Origin of the sequence: Pseudomonas sp. SW-3 (assembly GCF_016615645.1) — a bacterium.
Lineage (GTDB): Bacteria > Pseudomonadota > Gammaproteobacteria > Pseudomonadales > Pseudomonadaceae > Aquipseudomonas > Aquipseudomonas mandelii.
On sequence record NZ_CP067098.1, the window covers coordinates 1,885,347 to 1,901,290 of the forward strand.

Here is a 15,944-nt window from a genome sequence, read left to right on the forward strand (position 1 = left end):
TTACTCCTCGCGCAGGGTCTGGATCATGTAGTTGACGTCCACATCGGCAGCCAGTTTGTAGTGCTTGGTCAGCGGGTTGTACGTCAGCCCGATGATGTCCTTGACGGTCAGGCCGGCCATGCGGCTCCAGGCGCCCAGTTCGGAAGGACGGATGAATTTCTTGAAGTCGTGAGTGCCTCGTGGCAGCAGCTTCATGATGTATTCGGCACCGATGATGGCGAACAGATACGCCTTCGGATTGCGGTTGATGGTGGAGAAGAACACCTGGCCGCCCGGTTTGACCATTTTGAAGCAGGCGCGGATCACCGAGGACGGATCCGGCACGTGCTCCAGCATTTCCAGGCAGGTGACCACGTCGAACTGCTCAGGCATTTCCTCGGCCAGCGCTTCGGCGGTGATCTGCCGGTACTCGACGCTCACGCCGGATTCCAGCTGATGCAATTGCGCGACCGCCAGCGGCGCTTCGCCCATGTCGATGCCCATGACGGTGGCGCCGCGCTGAGCCATGGCTTCGCTGAGGATGCCGCCACCGCAGCCCACATCGAGGACTTTCTTGCCGGCCAGGTTGACCCGTTCGTCAATCCAGTTGACCCGCAGCGGGTTGATGTCGTGCAGCGGTTTGAACTCGCTTTCGCGGTCCCACCAGCGATGGGCCAGGGCTTCGAATTTGGCGATTTCGGCGTAGTCGACGTTGCTCATGGTTTAAATCCTCTAAAACTTGAAAAATCCTGTTGCCCCGGAAGTCAGTCCGGGGAGGCTTACTGTTCGGTGTGGCCGCTGATGCGTTGACCCCAGGCCTTGGCGGTGGCGCAGAGCTGCTCCTCGTCCAGGCGAGTCAGGCGACGGTCGTCGAGCAATTGTTTGCCGGCGACCCACAGGTGTTTCACGCAGTCTCGGCCGGTGGCGTATATAAGCTGCGAAACCGGATCGTAGATCGGTTGCTGCGCCAGGCCCGACAGGTCGAACGCGACGATGTCCGCGGCTTTGCCAACTTCCAGCGAACCGGTTTCAGTCTCGATCCCCAGCGCACGGGCGCCATTGAGGGTGGCCATGCGCAGTGCGCGATGGGCGTCCAGCGCAGTGGCCGAGCCAGCGACAGCCTTGGCCAACAGCGCGGCAGTGCGGGTTTCGCCGAGCAAGTCGAGGTCGTTGTTGCTGGCCGCGCCATCGGTACCGATGGCGACATTGACGCCAGCCTGCCAAAGACGCTCGACCGGGCAGAAGCCGCTCGCCAGCTTGAGATTGGACTCCGGGCAATGAATCACATTGGTGTTGCTTTCTACCAGCAGCACCAGGTCTTCATCGCTGATCTGGGTCATGTGCACGGCCTGGAAGCGCGGGCCGAGCAATCCCAGGCGGCCGAGTCGGGCCAGGGGGCGCTCGCCGCGCTGCTCGACCGATTGCTGCACTTCGAACGCGGTTTCATGGACGTGCATGTGAATCGAGGCGTCCAGTTCTTCGGCGATCACCCGGATTTTCTCCAGGTTTTCGTCGCCCACGGTGTAGGGCGCATGGGGGCCGAACGTGACTTTGATCCGCTCGTGGTGCTTGAGATCGCCGAACAATTCGACGCCCTGACGAATGGCCTCGTCCGCCGTGCTGGCCCCTGGAATCGGGAAATCGAGGATCGGAATGGCGATTTGTGCGCGTATGCCACTGTTATGGACACGTTCGCTGGCAACCTTCGGGAAGAAATACATGTCAGAGAAACAGGTGATGCCACCTTTGATCTGCTCGGCGATCGCCAGGTCGGTGCCATCGCGTACAAAATCTTCGTCGACCCACTTGGCTTCGGCGGGCCAGATGTGGTTTTCCAGCCAGGTCATCAGCGGCAGATCGTCCGCCAGGCCCCGGAACAGTGTCATCGCCGCATGCCCGTGGGCATTGATCAGGCCGGGGCTGAGCAACATGTCCGGCAACTCACGAACTTCGGTTGCGTTAAGCTTCAGCGCAGCCGCTCGTGGGCCGATAAACACGATGCGTCCATCGCGAATGCCCAGGCCGTGCTCTTTGAGGACAACACCAGCGGGTTCGACGGGTACCAGCCAGGTCGGCAGCAATAACAGGTCGAGCGCAGCGGCAGTGTTCGGCATCGAGGGTCGGTTCCAGTGCTTTTGTAAAGGATGGCGAAGTATACCCGAGCGTCTTCGCGGGGGGATCGCTATAATCGGCGGCTTTTGTTCATGAGTGCGGGGTGTGGGATGCGCGATCGACTGTTGGCTGCGGAGAAGGTGAAGGCCATCGATTGGCGTGATGGCGCCCTGTACCTGCTGGATCAGCGTATTTTGCCGTTCGAGGAAACGTGGATCGCCTGCACCAGCGCCGCAAGCGTGGCCGAGGCCATTCGCTCGATGGTGGTGCGCGGCGCGCCGGCCATTGGCATCAGTGCGGCCTATGCGATGGTGCTGTCGGCCCGCGCTCGCATAGCTGAGGGTGGTGACTGGCAGGCCGAGTGGGAAGAGGATTACGCATTGCTGGCTGATTCCCGTCCAACGGCGGTGAATCTGTTCTGGGCCTTGGGGCGCATGCGTGACCGCCTGGATCGTCTCAAGGGCGATGCGGATCCTCTCGCGGCGCTGGAGGCGGAAGCCATCGCCATTCATGAAAGCGATCGCGAAGCCAACCTGACCATGGCGCAATTGGGTGTGGACCTGATCCGCAAGCACCAGGGCAACGCGCAGGCGATCCTGACCCACTGCAATACCGGCGCACTGGCCACCGGCGGTTTCGGCACCGCGTTGGGGGTGATTCGCGGGGCCTTTATCGAAGGCATGGTCGAGCGCGTCTATGCCGACGAAACCCGCCCATGGTTGCAAGGTTCGCGATTGACCGCCTGGGAATTGGCCAATGAAGGCATTCCCGTGACCGTCAACGCCGACTCCGCCGCCGCGCACATCATGAAAACCAAGGGTGTGACCTGGGTGATTGTCGGCGCAGACCGGATCACCGCCAATGGCGATGTGGCCAACAAGATCGGCACGTATCAGCTGGCAGTCAACGCCATGCACCACGGCGTGCGCTTCATGGTGGTGGCGCCGAGTTCTACCATCGACATGAACCTGGCCAGCGGCGACGAGATTCCTATCGAAGAGCGCGATGGTCGCGAGTTGCTGGAGGTCGGCGGCAAGCGGGTCGGGGCTGAGGTTGATGCCTTCAACCCGGTGTTCGACGTGACCCCGGCGGACCTGATCGATGCGATCGTCACTGAGAAAGGCATCGTCGAGCGCCCGGACACGGCGAAAATGGCGCTGTTGATGTGCCGCAAGCGTCTGCATTGAGAGCGTCCGGCGCCTTGTAAATCGACATCGACAGCAGGCTGGCTCCCACAGGTTTTTTGATCGACACCGATCCTGTGGGAGCCAGCCTGCTAGCGATGAGGCCCTAAAAGTCAACAAACATCCGTAAATCAGCTGCCAATTCTGCATTCGGAGCGGCTCTAAGCCTCTCTCGTCCCCTTTCAGCCTGCCACCAGTCAACTAACTACACTCCATGCGCGTCTGGGGGATAGGTGCGTGGCGGCTCTTGTGATAACATCCGGCGTTTTCCGAGGCAGTCCCGCGGGGTTGTCTTTACTGCGCAAATCCATGGTTCAACTTGTTGATTTGTCGTAAGTCGGTGCATGGCACTCAGCCTGCAGCGGCGAGCTTCGTTCGTCCCATATGGATGTGACGAAGTTTCACCAGAAAAAGGAATCGAGCTTCTCATGGGCGAACTGGCCAAAGAAATCCTCCCGGTCAATATCGAAGACGAGCTGAAGCAGTCCTACCTCGACTACGCGATGAGCGTAATCGTCGGGCGGGCCTTGCCGGATGCGCGCGATGGCTTGAAGCCCGTGCACCGGCGTGTGCTGTTCGCGATGAGCGAGCTGGGCAACGACTTCAACAAGCCGTACAAGAAATCTGCCCGTGTTGTCGGTGACGTGATCGGTAAGTATCACCCGCACGGTGATACCGCGGTGTACGACACCATCGTCCGCATGGCGCAGCCATTCTCGCTGCGCTACCTGCTGGTAGACGGGCAGGGCAACTTCGGTTCGGTGGACGGCGACAACGCCGCCGCCATGCGATACACCGAAGTGCGCATGACCAAGCTGGCGCACGAGCTGCTGGCTGACCTGCACAAAGAAACCGTGGACTGGGTGCCGAACTACGACGGCACCGAAATGATCCCGGCGGTCATGCCGACCCGTATTCCCAACCTGTTGGTCAATGGCTCCAGCGGTATCGCCGTGGGCATGGCGACCAACATCCCGCCGCACAACCTCGGTGAAGTCATCGACGGTTGCCTGGCGCTCATCGACAACCCTGAGTTGACCATCGATGAGCTGATGCAATACATCCCCGGTCCGGACTTCCCGACCGCCGCGATCATCAACGGTCGCGCCGGCATCATCGAAGCCTACCGCACCGGTCGTGGCCGCATTTACATGCGCGCCCGCTCGATCATTGAAGACATCGACAAGGTCGGTGGCCGTCAGCAGATCGTCATCACCGAACTCCCATACCAGCTGAACAAGGCCCGTCTGATCGAGAAGATCGCCGAGCTGGTAAAAGAGAAGAAGCTCGAAGGCATCACCGAACTGCGCGACGAGTCCGACAAGGACGGTATGCGCGTCGTGATCGAGCTGCGTCGTGGCGAAGTGCCTGAGGTGATCCTCAACAACCTCTACGCCCAGACCCAGCTGCAAGCCGTATTCGGTATCAACATCGTCGCGCTGATCGACGGCCGTCCGCGGATCCTGAACCTCAAGGACCTGCTGGAAGCCTTCGTTCGTCACCGCCGCGAAGTCGTTACCCGTCGTACCGTGTTCGAACTGCGTAAAGCGCGCGAACGTGGCCACATCCTGGAAGGTCAAGCGGTTGCCCTGTCGAACATCGACCCGGTCATCGCCCTGATCAAGGCTTCGCCAACGCCGTCGGAAGCCAAGGAAGCGCTGATCAAGACTGCGTGGGAATCTTCCGCCGTGGTCGCGATGGTTGAACGTGCCGGTGCCGATTCGTGCCGTCCAGAGACCCTGGACCCGCAATACGGTCTGCGTGAAGGCAAGTACTTCCTGTCGCCGGAACAGGCGCAAGCCATTCTGGAGCTGCGTCTGCACCGTCTGACCGGCCTGGAACACGAAAAGCTGCTGGCCGAGTATCAAGAGATCCTCAACCAGATCGGCGAGCTGATCCGCATCCTCAGCAGCGCCACGCGCCTGATGGAAGTGATCCGCGAAGAGCTGGAAGTGATCCGCGCCGAATACGGCGATGTGCGCCGCACCGAGATTCTCGATGCCCGTCTCGACCTGACCCTGGGTGACATGATCCCGGAAGAAGAGCGCGTCGTGACCATTTCCCACGGTGGCTATGCCAAGACCCAGCCATTGGCTGCGTACCAGGCTCAGCGTCGTGGCGGTAAAGGCAAATCGGCTACCGGCGTGAAGGATGAGGACTACATCGCTCACCTGCTGGTCGCCAACAGCCACACCACGCTGCTGCTGTTCTCCAGCAAAGGTAAAGTGTACTGGCTGAAAACCTACGAAATCCCTGAAGCGTCTCGCGCGGCCCGTGGTCGTCCGTTGGTCAACCTGCTGCCGCTGGACAGTGATGAATACATCACCACCATGCTGCCGGTCGACGAATACACCGAAGGTCACTTCATCTTCATGGCCACTGCCAAAGGCACCGTGAAGAAGACCCCGCTGGAATCCTTCAGCCGTCAACGCAGCGTCGGTCTGATCGCGCTGGAGCTGGACGAAGGTGACGTACTGATTTCAGCTTCCATTACCGATGGCAGCCGCGAAGTCATGCTGTTCTCCGACGGCGGCAAGGTCACTCGCTTCAAGGAAACCGACGTTCGCGCCATGGGCCGTACCGCTCGCGGTGTCCGCGGCATGCGTCTGCCGGAAGGTCAGAAGCTGATTTCCATGCTGATTCCGGAAGAAGGCAGCCAGATCCTCACCGCTTCGGCCCGTGGTTTCGGCAAGCGCACGGCGATCACCGAGTTCCCTGAGTACAAACGTGGCGGTCAGGGCGTTATCGCCATGGTCAGCAACGACCGTAACGGCCGCTTGGTCGGTGCAGTCCAGGTGCTCGACGGCGAGGAAATCATGCTGATTTCCGACCAGGGCACCCTGGTGCGTACCCGCGTCGACGAAGTGTCCAGTCTGGGGCGTAACACCCAAGGCGTGACCCTGATCAAACTGGCCAGTGATGAAACGCTGGTCGGTCTGGAGCGGGTGCAGGAGCCGTCGGAAGTCGAAGGCGAAGAGCTGGAAGATGAAGAGGGGGCGGTGTTCGACGGCGAGGTCGTGATCGACGACGTGGTTGAAGATCAGCAACTCGACGCCGCTGCTGACGAAGAGCCACAAGAGTAAGTGGACAAACAGGGGGCGGATGAAAATTCGCCCCCTTGTTGTTTGTCCGAACGGAAAATTTCGATATCAGTGGAGAACCCTTGTGGGAGAGCCTGCTCGCGAATGCAGGCGCCGCGGTACCTCTGAAACACCGTGGTGATGCATTCGCGAGCAGGCTCGCTCCCTCAGGTTTCTGCTTCGGCAGGGCCCTGTGTCGATTGATGTTGTGATTTATTGCGTGATTACCACCAAATCAGAGCGAGATTGGATGTGAGCAAGAGAGCCTATAACTTCTGTGCCGGTCCTGCGGCACTTCCCGAAGCTGTCCTGCAGCGCGCCCAGGGTGAACTCCTTGATTGGCACGGCAAGGGCCTGTCGGTCATGGAGATGAGCCATCGCAGTGATGAGTTCGTGTCCATCGCCACCAAGGCCGAGCAGGATCTGCGTGATCTGCTGAATATCCCCTCGAACTATAAAGTGCTGTTTCTGCAAGGTGGCGCCAGCCAGCAATTTGCTCAGATTCCTCTGAACCTGTTGCCGGAAAGCGGCACCGCCGACTATATCGACACCGGTATCTGGTCGCAGAAAGCCATCGAAGAAGCCTCGCGCTACGGTCGCGTCAACGTTGCCGCTACTGCCAAGCCTTATGACTATTTCGCCATTCCCGGTCAGAACGAGTGGAGCCTGTCGAAAGACGCGGCCTACGTTCACTACGCACCGAACGAAACCATTGGCGGCCTGGAATTCAGTTGGGTCCCGGAAACTGGCGACGTTCCGCTGGTGGCCGACATGTCTTCGGACATTCTCTCGCGCCCAATCGATGTTTCGCGCTTCGGCATGATCTACGCCGGCGCGCAGAAAAACATCGGCCCGAGCGGCATTGTCGTGAACATCATTCGCGAAGACCTGTTGGGTCATGCCCGTTCCCTGTGCCCGACCATGCTCAACTACAAGGTCGCGGCCGATAACGGCTCGATGTACAACACCCCGCCTACCCTGGCCTGGTATCTGTCCGGTCTGGTGTTCGAGTGGCTGAAAGAGCAGGGTGGTGTTGAAGCTATCGGCAAGCTCAACGAAGTGAAGCAGCGCACGCTGTACGACTTCATTGACGCCAGCGGCTTGTACAGCAACCCGATCAACAAGTCGGATCGCTCGTGGATGAATGTTCCGTTCCGCCTGGCTGACGACCGTCTCGACAAGCCATTCCTGGCCGGTGCCGACGAACGTGGCCTGTTGAACCTCAAGGGTCACCGTTCTGTGGGCGGCATGCGTGCCTCCATCTATAACGCCGTCGACATCGTTGCGGTCAACGCACTGATTTCGTACATGGCAGAGTTCGAGAAGGAACACGGCTAATGTCTGAGCAAGAACTCAAGGCACTGCGCGTTCGCATTGATGCCCTGGACGCCAAAGTCCTGGAGCTGATCAGTGAGCGTGCACGCTGCGCCCAGGAAGTTGCGCGAGTAAAGATGGCCTCGCTGGCCGAAGGCGAAGTGCCGGTGTTCTATCGTCCTGAGCGTGAAGCTCAGGTGCTCAAGCGCGTAATGGAACGCAATCAGGGGCCGCTGGGCAACGAAGAGATGGCGCGTTTGTTCCGCGAAATCATGTCGTCGTGCCTGGCCCTCGAACAGCCGCTGAAAGTGGCGTACCTAGGCCCTGAAGGCACCTTCACTCAAGCCGCCGCCATGAAGCATTTCGGCCACGCGGTGATCAGCAAGCCGATGGCGGCGATCGACGAAGTGTTCCGCGAAGTGGCGGCCGGTGCGGTGAATTTTGGCGTGGTCCCGGTGGAAAACTCCACCGAAGGCGCGGTCAACCACACCCTCGACAGCTTCCTCGAACACGACATGGTCATCTGTGGCGAAGTCGAGCTGCGGATTCACCATCACCTGTTGGTGGGTGAAAACACCAAGACCGACAGCATCAGCCGCATCTACTCCCACGCCCAGTCCCTGGCCCAGTGCCGCAAGTGGCTGGACGCGCACTACCCGAATGTCGAGCGCGTGGCTGTGTCGAGTAATGCCGAAGCAGCCAAGCGGGTCAAGGGTGAGTGGAACTCGGCGGCGATTGCCGGCGACATGGCCGCCAGCTTGTACGGGCTGACCCGCCTGGCCGAGAAAATCGAGGATCGCCCGGACAACTCCACGCGCTTCCTGATGATCGGCAGCCAGGAAGTACCGCCGACCGGCGACGACAAGACGTCGATCATCGTCTCCATGAGCAACAAGCCCGGTGCGCTTCATGAGTTGCTGGTGCCGTTCCACGACAACGGTATCGACCTGACGCGAATCGAGACCCGTCCGTCGCGCAGCGGTAAATGGACCTACGTGTTCTTCATCGACTTCGTCGGCCACCACCGTGATCCGTTGATCAAAGGTGTACTGGAAAAGATCAGTCAGGAAGCAGTAGCACTCAAAGTGCTGGGTTCTTACCCGAAAGCAGTTCTCTAAGGGGTAGCAAATGAGTGGCAACTTCCTCGCTCTGGCGCAGCCGGGCGTGCAACAACTTTCGCCTTACGTTCCGGGCAAACCCGTGGACGAACTGGCGCGTGAGCTGAACATCGATCCAGCCAGAATCATCAAGCTGGCCAGCAATGAAAACCCGTTGGGCGCCAGTCCAAAGGCGCTGGCAGCCATTCGCGACGAACTGGCCGAGCTGACCCGCTATCCGGACGGCAACGGTTTTGCGCTCAAGACCCTGCTGGCCGAGCAGTGCCGCGTCGAGCTGAATCAGGTGACGCTGGGCAACGGTTCCAATGACATTCTGGAGCTGGTGGCGCGTGCGTACCTGGCGCCCGGCCTGAACGCGGTGTTCAGTGAGCATGCGTTTGCTGTTTACCCGATCGCCACGCAAGCCGTCGGCGCGACGGCCAAAGTGGTCCCGGCCAAAGACTGGGGGCATGACCTGCCGGCCATGCTGGCTGCGATCGATGCCGATACTCGTGTGGTATTCATCGCCAACCCGAACAACCCGACCGGGACCTGGTTCGGTGCCGAGGCACTGGATGAGTTCCTGCAGGACGTACCGGAGCATGTGCTGGTGGTGCTGGACGAGGCGTACATCGAATACGCCGAGGGCAGCGACTTGCCGGATGGCCTGGACTTCCTGGCGGCGTACCCGAATCTGCTGGTTTCGCGCACGTTCTCCAAGGCTTATGGCCTGGCGGCACTGCGGGTCGGTTATGGCTTGTCCACTGCGGTGGTTGCCGATGTGCTGAATCGCGTGCGTCAGCCGTTCAACGTTAACAGCCTGGCCCTGGCCGCTGCGTGCGCTGCACTGCAAGATGCCGATTACCTGGCTGAAAGCCGTCGCCTGAACGAAGCCGGCATGCAGCAACTGGAAACGGGGTTTCGTGAGCTGGGGCTGAGCTGGATTCCTTCCAAGGGCAACTTCATCTGCGTCGATATGGGGCAGGTGGCTGCGCCGATCTTCCAGGGGTTGCTGCGCGAAGGCGTGATTGTGCGTCCGGTGGCCAACTACGGCATGCCGAACCACCTGCGCATCACCATCGGTTTGCCCGCTGAAAACAGCCGCTTCCTAGAGGCACTGACCAAGGTTCTGGCTCGTGGTTGATGTCACTGCACTGCAACCTGCTGCCCCTATGATCGGTCGCCTGGTGGTGGTCGGCCTGGGGTTGATCGGCGGTTCGTTTGCCAAGGGGTTGCGCGAAAGTGGCCTGTGCCGCGAAGTGGTCGGGGTCGATCTCGACCCGCAGTCGCGCAAGCTCGCGGTTGAGTTGGGCGTGGTGGATCGCTGCGAAGAAGACCTGGCGATTGCTTGTCAGGGCGCGGATGTGATCCAGCTCGCCGTGCCGATCCTTGCCATGGAAAAAATGCTTGGCCGCTTGGCCGGCATGGATCTGGGGCAGGCGATTCTGACCGATGTTGGCAGCGCCAAAGGCAATGTGGTGCGTGCCGCGACCGAAGCGTTTGGCGGCATGCCGTCGCGTTTTGTGCCGGGCCATCCGATTGCCGGTTCCGAGCAGAGCGGGGTGGAAGCCTCCAATGCCGAGCTGTTCCGTCGCCATAAAGTGATTTTGACACCGCTGGATCAGACCGATCCGGCCGCGTTGGCAGTGGTCGACCGTTTGTGGCGTGAATTGGGCGCCGATGTCGAGCACATGCAGGTCGAGCGTCACGACGAAGTGTTGGCGGCAACCAGCCATTTGCCACACTTGCTGGCGTTCGGTCTGGTCGATTCACTGGCCAAACGCAATGAAAACCTTGAGATCTTCCGTTACGCTGCGGGCGGTTTTCGCGATTTCACAAGAATCGCGGGAAGCGACCCTGTCATGTGGCACGACATCTTCCTCGCCAACCGCGAAGCTGTCCTGCGCACACTTGATACATTTCGCAGCGACCTCGACGCCTTGCGCGACGCGGTCGATGCAGGGGATGGGCACCAATTGTTGGGCGTATTCACTCGCGCCCGGGTTGCCCGCGAACATTTCAGTAAAATCCTGGCCCGCCGGGCTTATGTGGACGCTATGAACTCCAACGACCTGATTTTCCTGGCTCAACCTGGTGGCCGCCTGACTGGGCGGATTCGTGTACCGGGCGATAAATCGATTTCCCACCGTTCGATCATGCTCGGCTCCCTGGCCGAAGGCATCACCGAAGTGGAAGGCTTCCTCGAGGGCGAAGACGCCCTGGCGACCTTGCAAGCCTTCCGCGACATGGGCGTCGTGATCGAAGGTCCGCACCACGGTCGCGTGACCATTCACGGCGTCGGCCTGCATGGCTTGAAGCCTGCGCCGGGCCCGATCTATCTGGGCAACTCCGGCACCTCGATGCGTCTGCTGTCGGGCCTGCTGGCTGCGCAGGACTTCGATAGCACCCTGACCGGTGACGCCTCGCTGTCCAAGCGCCCGATGAATCGCGTGGCCAATCCGCTGCGTGAAATGGGTGCCGTGATCGAGACCGCCGCTGAAGGTCGTCCACCGATGACCATTCGTGGCGGCAACAAGCTCAAGGGTCTGACTTACACCATGCCGATGGCCAGCGCCCAGGTTAAATCCTGCCTGCTGCTAGCCGGCCTGTACGCCGAAGGCAAGACCACCGTCACCGAACCGGCTCCGACCCGCGACCACACCGAGCGCATGCTGCGCGGCTTCGGCTATCCGGTCACCGTTAACGGTGCGACCGCTTCGGTTGAGTCCGGCCACAAGCTGACCGCGACCCACATTGAAGTGCCGGGCGACATCTCGTCTTCCGCGTTCTTCCTGGTGGCGGCATCGATCGCCGAAGGTTCGGAGCTGGTGCTCGAGCACGTCGGCATCAACCCGACCCGCACCGGCGTGATCGACATTTTGCGTCTGATGGGCGCTGATATCACTCTGGAAAACCAGCGTGAAGTCGGCGGCGAGCCGGTGGCGGATCTGCGCGTAAGGGCAGCTAAACTCAAGGGTATCGAGATTCCCGAAGCGCTGGTTCCACTGGCCATCGACGAATTCCCGGTGTTGTTCGTGGCTGCGGCCTGTGCCGAAGGGCGCACCGTGTTGCGTGGCGCCGAAGAGCTGCGAGTCAAGGAGTCGGACCGTATCCAGGTCATGGCGGATGGCTTGCTGGCGCTGGGCGTCAAATGCGAACCGACCCCGGACGGCATCATCATCGACGGCGGCCTGATCGGCGGCGGCGAAGTGCACGGTCACGGCGATCACCGGATTGCCATGGCGTTCAGCGTTGCTTCGCTGCGCGCCACCGCACCGATTCGCATCCATGACTGTGCCAACGTCGCAACCTCGTTCCCGAACTTCCTTGCGCTTTGTGCGCAGGTCGGCATTCGTGTTGCACAAGAGGCTCAGTCGTGAAAATCATCGCACCGGTCATCACCATCGATGGGCCAAGCGGCTCTGGCAAAGGCACGGTCGCCGGGATACTGGCGAAGCGTCTGGGCTGGAATTTGCTGGATTCCGGTGCGCTCTACCGTCTGTTGGCGTTCGCTGCGCATAACCACGGCGTTGACCTGACGAATGAAGAACTGCTGAAAAAGCTTGCCGCTCATCTGGATGTGCAGTTCATTGCGGCGACCGAAGGTCAACTGCAGCGCATCATTCTGGAGGGTGACGAAGTCAGCGATGTCATCCGTACGGAAAGCGTCGGCTCGGGTGCGTCCCAGGTGGCTGCATTGCCCGCGGTACGCGAGGCGCTGCTTCAGCGTCAGCGGGCGTTTCAGGAGTCGCCGGGGCTGGTCGCCGATGGGCGCGACATGGGCACGGTGGTTTTTCCAGACGCGCCGCTGAAGATATTCCTCACTGCCAGTGCCGAGGAGCGTGCGCGCCGTCGATACTTGCAGTTGAAGGGCAAAGTCGATGGTGTTAGTCTGTCGAGTCTGCTAGATGAGATCCGTGCACGCGATGAGCGTGACACCCAGCGAGCGGTAGCCCCGCTCAAGCCGGCGGCTGACGCCATACAGCTGGATTCCACGGAGTTATCCATCGATCAGGTGCTGGAACGCATCATGAGCGAGATCGCCATTCGCGATATCGCCGGGTGACCAAGAAGCTCTGCAGGGGACCAGTCATAGTCTTGCAGTGCTTCTTTAAATGAACATAACCCACGTCGTCTGGGATGTGGAGATGGGCGTATCCTTCGCCCTTATTCAACAGGAATTAAAATGAGCGAAAGCTTTGCGGAACTCTTTGAAGAAAGCCTAAAAACCCTGAACCTTCAGGCAGGCTCCATCATCACCGGTGTTATCGTTGATATCGATTACCAAGCTCGCTGGGTAACCGTTCACGCTGGCCTGAAGTCTGAAGCACTCATCCCGCTTGAGCAGTTCTACAACGATGCTGGCGAACTGACTATCAACGTCGGTGACGAAGTTCACGTTGCTCTGGACTCGGTTGAAGACGGCTTTGGTGAAACCAAGCTGTCCCGTGAAAAAGCCAAGCGCGCTGAATGCTGGATTGTTCTGGAAGCAGCCTTCGCAGCCGAAGAAGTGGTCAAGGGCGTTATCAACGGTAAGGTTAAAGGCGGCTTCACTGTCGACGTTAACGGCATCCGTGCGTTCCTGCCAGGTTCTCTGGTTGACGTCCGTCCTGTGCGCGATACCACGCACCTGGAAGGCAAAGAGCTGGAATTCAAGGTCATCAAGCTTGACCAGAAACGCAACAACGTTGTCGTTTCCCGTCGTAGCGTCCTCGAAGCCGAGAACTCCGCTGAGCGTGAAGCTCTGCTGGAATCCCTGCAGGAAGGTCAACAAGTCAAAGGTATTGTCAAGAACCTCACCGATTACGGTGCATTCGTCGATCTGGGTGGCGTCGATGGCCTGCTGCACATTACCGACATGGCTTGGAAGCGTATCAAGCATCCTTCCGAAATCGTCAACGTTGGCGACGAGATTGATGTCAAGGTTCTGAAGTACGATCGCGAACGCAATCGTGTTTCCCTGGGCCTCAAGCAACTGGGCGAAGATCCATGGGTTGCTATCAAAGCCCGTTACCCAGAAAGCACTCGCGTTACCGCTCGTGTAACCAACCTGACCGACTACGGCTGCTTCGCTGAGCTGGAAGAAGGCGTTGAAGGCCTGGTACACGTTTCCGAAATGGACTGGACCAACAAGAACATCCACCCTTCGAAAGTCGTACAAGTCGGCGACGAAGTGGAAGTTATGGTTCTGGACATCGACGAAGAGCGTCGTCGTATCTCCCTCGGCATCAAGCAGTGCAAATCTAACCCATGGGAAGATTTCTCTGGCCAGTTCAACAAGGGCGATAAAATCTCCGGCACCATCAAGTCGATCACCGATTTCGGTATCTTCATTGGTCTGGACGGCGGCATCGACGGTCTGGTTCACCTGTCCGACATCTCCTGGAACGAAGTGGGCGAAGAAGCCGTTCGCCGCTTCAAGAAGGGCGACGAGCTGGACACCGTTATCCTGTCGGTTGACCCAGAGCGCGAGCGCATCTCCCTGGGTATCAAGCAACTGGAAAGCGATCCGTTCTCCGAGTACGTTCAAGAGAACGACAAAGGCGCCATCGTTAAAGGCATCGTGAAAGAAGTTGACGCTAAAGGCGCCATCATCACTCTGGCCGACGATATCGAAGCGACTCTGAAAGCCTCCGAAATCAGCCGTGACCGCGTTGAAGACGCGCGCAACGTTCTGAAAGAAGGCCAGGAAGTAGAAGCCAAGATCATCAGCGTTGACCGCAAGAGCCGTGTAATCCAGCTCTCCATCAAGTCGAAAGACGATGCTGAAGAGAAAGAAGCCATCCAAAGCTTGAAAGACAAGCCTTCGGATAGCATCGCTGCTGGTCCTACCACTCTGGGCGACCTGTTGCGTGCACAAATGGAAAAACAGAACTGAGTTCTGTCAGACCATAGAAAAAGGGCGACTTCGGTCGCCCTTTTTTGTGCCTGGGATTTGGTGAGCCTGTCGATGGGATCATGCCGGGCTGTCTGCAGTTGAAACCAATGACCCTTCTGAACTGTCTCTTTCTTTAATCGGATCAATCGCTTATTTGCATCTAGTCTTTAGCTCAAGCGAACGAAAGCCGGGCAGGGCGCCTGCCATAAGGAAGTGAATGAACAAGCTCATTGTCGCAATGGCAGTATTGGCACTGACGGGTTGTGGCACGAATGCCAAGACCCATGCTGTGCGCGGAGTCAGTGGCGTAGAGATAGATTGTTCAGGATTGGGTTCTGGATGGGAGAAGTGTCGTAAGCGAGCGGACAAAGAGTGTAAGGCGGCGGGATATAAGGTTATCGCAAGGTCTGATGACGCCAAGGATGAGGATGAATTCCCTTTTGGCTTTAATCCTGCGGGTTATCTGACGCGCACCATGCTGGTGATTTGTCGCTGAGGCAGATTGGATCGTAGTTCGTGGTAATTGGACGGTCATTGCCGGCAGAATATGTGAAAACTCGGGCTGTTCAAATTCCTCCGGGCATGCTAAAACCTTTGAAGCGCTTTTCCTAGCTGCTTGAAAAAGAAGGGAAAAATATGACGAAGTCGGAGTTGATCGAACGAATTGTCACCCATCAAGGGCTGCTCTCATCCAAGGATGTGGAGCTGGCTATCAAGACTATGCTTGAACAGATGTCCCAATGTCTGGCGACTGGGGATCGTATTGAGATCCGGGGTTTTGGCAGTTTTTCACTGCACTATCGTGCGCCGCGGGTGGGGCGTAATCCTAAGACAGGTCAGTCGGTTAGCCTGGATGGCAAGTTTGTGCCGCATTTCAAGCCGGGGAAGGAGCTTAGGGATCGGGTGAATGAGGATGAGGAGGAGCAAGGGTGAAAATCAGTACTCCTGGTGCTGCGCCGCTGCGCTACTTTAAGTTCATCGTGGTGATCTTTACGGCTTTTTTTGTCATAGCGTTCATGCTCGAGAATCAAGAGGCGATAGGCTTGCAGGTTTTGGGGTGGCACACACCTAAGCTTCCGGTATCACTTTATATGCTGTTGTCCTTGTTAATCGGCTTGGCGGTGGGGCCGCTGCTCGTCTGGTATGTTAGTCTGCGAAGGTCTCGAGCCTAGAATCAGGTTTACTTTGAATAAGCTATTTGGCCAAGGAAAAAAGGCTGTTGCATTTTAGCTAATGCATTAGCGTCTGCGGGCTGTATTATTCCGTATGCAAGGCTCTTTTTAACGTTTCAAGGATACTG

At 58.9% G+C, this 15,944-nt stretch carries 13 protein-coding genes; 11 read left to right on the forward strand and 2 right to left on the reverse strand.

Going from position 1 to position 15,944, the window contains the following annotated elements:
• The gene (ubiG, locus tag JIO00_RS08490) at positions 1 to 699 is read right to left on the reverse strand and encodes a bifunctional 2-polyprenyl-6-hydroxyphenol methylase/3-demethylubiquinol 3-O-methyltransferase UbiG (RefSeq protein WP_010461694.1); all 699 of its coding nucleotides are present in this window, start codon (positions 697 to 699) and stop codon (positions 1 to 3) included.
• 59 nt (positions 700 to 758) lie between these two features.
• Positions 759 to 2,093: a TRZ/ATZ family hydrolase gene (locus JIO00_RS08495; RefSeq protein ID WP_077747958.1), complete on the reverse strand. Its 1,335-nt coding sequence runs from the start codon at positions 2,091 to 2,093 to the stop codon at positions 759 to 761.
• 108 nt (positions 2,094 to 2,201) lie between these two features.
• On the opposite strand from JIO00_RS08495, the gene mtnA reads away from it, so the two are divergent.
• The 11 genes from mtnA (at position 2,202) to JIO00_RS29750 (ending at position 15,816) form a co-directional block, all read left to right on the forward strand.
• Positions 2,202 to 3,278: an S-methyl-5-thioribose-1-phosphate isomerase gene (mtnA, locus tag JIO00_RS08500; protein ID WP_010461692.1), complete on the forward strand. Its 1,077-nt coding sequence runs from the start codon at positions 2,202 to 2,204 to the stop codon at positions 3,276 to 3,278.
• A gap of 425 nt (positions 3,279 to 3,703) precedes the next feature.
• Positions 3,704 to 6,358 (forward strand): DNA gyrase subunit A, encoded by a 2,655-nt coding sequence (gene gyrA / locus JIO00_RS08505; RefSeq protein ID WP_154912860.1) that lies wholly within the window; start codon positions 3,704 to 3,706, stop codon positions 6,356 to 6,358.
• A gap of 249 nt (positions 6,359 to 6,607) precedes the next feature.
• Positions 6,608 to 7,693, forward strand: a complete 1,086-nt coding sequence (gene serC / locus JIO00_RS08510) for a 3-phosphoserine/phosphohydroxythreonine transaminase (protein WP_010461687.1) — start codon at positions 6,608 to 6,610, stop codon at positions 7,691 to 7,693.
• Positions 7,693 to 8,787 (forward strand): prephenate dehydratase, encoded by a 1,095-nt coding sequence (pheA, locus tag JIO00_RS08515; RefSeq protein ID WP_010461684.1) that lies wholly within the window; start codon positions 7,693 to 7,695, stop codon positions 8,785 to 8,787. Before serC ends, pheA begins: the two co-directional genes overlap by 1 nt.
• Positions 8,788 to 8,797: 10 nt before the next feature.
• Positions 8,798 to 9,910: a histidinol-phosphate transaminase gene (gene hisC, locus JIO00_RS08520; RefSeq protein WP_010461683.1), complete on the forward strand. Its 1,113-nt coding sequence runs from the start codon at positions 8,798 to 8,800 to the stop codon at positions 9,908 to 9,910.
• Positions 9,911 to 9,938: 28 nt separating this feature from the next.
• Positions 9,939 to 12,146 carry a bifunctional prephenate dehydrogenase/3-phosphoshikimate 1-carboxyvinyltransferase gene (locus JIO00_RS08525; RefSeq protein WP_234452964.1) on the forward strand — a complete coding sequence of 736 codons (2,208 nt, stop codon included), beginning with the start codon at positions 9,939 to 9,941 and terminating at the stop codon, positions 12,144 to 12,146.
• The gene (gene cmk, locus JIO00_RS08530) at positions 12,143 to 12,832 is read left to right on the forward strand and encodes a (d)CMP kinase (RefSeq protein WP_010461679.1); all 690 of its coding nucleotides are present in this window, start codon (positions 12,143 to 12,145) and stop codon (positions 12,830 to 12,832) included. Before JIO00_RS08525 ends, cmk begins: the two co-directional genes overlap by 4 nt.
• A gap of 120 nt (positions 12,833 to 12,952) precedes the next feature.
• Positions 12,953 to 14,644 carry a 30S ribosomal protein S1 gene (rpsA, locus tag JIO00_RS08535; RefSeq protein ID WP_008148721.1) on the forward strand — a complete coding sequence of 564 codons (1,692 nt, stop codon included), beginning with the start codon at positions 12,953 to 12,955 and terminating at the stop codon, positions 14,642 to 14,644.
• 217 nt (positions 14,645 to 14,861) lie between these two features.
• The gene (locus JIO00_RS08540) at positions 14,862 to 15,140 is read left to right on the forward strand and encodes a hypothetical protein (protein WP_010461678.1); all 279 of its coding nucleotides are present in this window, start codon (positions 14,862 to 14,864) and stop codon (positions 15,138 to 15,140) included.
• A gap of 140 nt (positions 15,141 to 15,280) precedes the next feature.
• Positions 15,281 to 15,577, forward strand: coding sequence for an integration host factor subunit beta (gene ihfB, locus JIO00_RS08545; protein WP_010461677.1), 297 nt, complete (start codon positions 15,281 to 15,283; stop codon positions 15,575 to 15,577).
• Complete coding sequence (locus tag JIO00_RS29750; RefSeq protein WP_010461676.1) at positions 15,574 to 15,816, forward strand: lipopolysaccharide assembly protein LapA domain-containing protein; 243 nt, start codon at positions 15,574 to 15,576, stop codon at positions 15,814 to 15,816. Before ihfB ends, JIO00_RS29750 begins: the two co-directional genes overlap by 4 nt.
• The last annotated feature ends 128 nt before the right edge of the window (positions 15,817 to 15,944 follow it).

Excerpts from the sequence above, each read along its gene's own strand:
- ubiG (WP_010461694.1), bottom strand. The coding sequence starts at position 699 with ATGAGCAACGTCGACTACGCCGAAATCGCCAAATTCGAAGCCCTGGCC.
- JIO00_RS08495 (WP_077747958.1), bottom strand. The coding sequence starts at position 2,093 with ATGCCGAACACTGCCGCTGCGCTCGACCTGTTATTGCTGCCGACCTGG.
- mtnA (WP_010461692.1), top strand. The coding sequence starts at position 2,202 with ATGCGCGATCGACTGTTGGCTGCGGAGAAGGTGAAGGCCATCGATTGG.
- gyrA (WP_154912860.1), top strand. The coding sequence starts at position 3,704 with ATGGGCGAACTGGCCAAAGAAATCCTCCCGGTCAATATCGAAGACGAG.
- pheA (WP_010461684.1), top strand. The coding sequence starts at position 7,693 with ATGTCTGAGCAAGAACTCAAGGCACTGCGCGTTCGCATTGATGCCCTG.
- hisC (WP_010461683.1), top strand. The coding sequence starts at position 8,798 with ATGAGTGGCAACTTCCTCGCTCTGGCGCAGCCGGGCGTGCAACAACTT.
- JIO00_RS08525 (WP_234452964.1), top strand. The coding sequence starts at position 9,939 with ATGATCGGTCGCCTGGTGGTGGTCGGCCTGGGGTTGATCGGCGGTTCG.
- rpsA (WP_008148721.1), top strand. The coding sequence starts at position 12,953 with ATGAGCGAAAGCTTTGCGGAACTCTTTGAAGAAAGCCTAAAAACCCTG.
- JIO00_RS08540 (WP_010461678.1), top strand. The coding sequence starts at position 14,862 with ATGAACAAGCTCATTGTCGCAATGGCAGTATTGGCACTGACGGGTTGT.
- ihfB (WP_010461677.1), top strand. The coding sequence starts at position 15,281 with ATGACGAAGTCGGAGTTGATCGAACGAATTGTCACCCATCAAGGGCTG.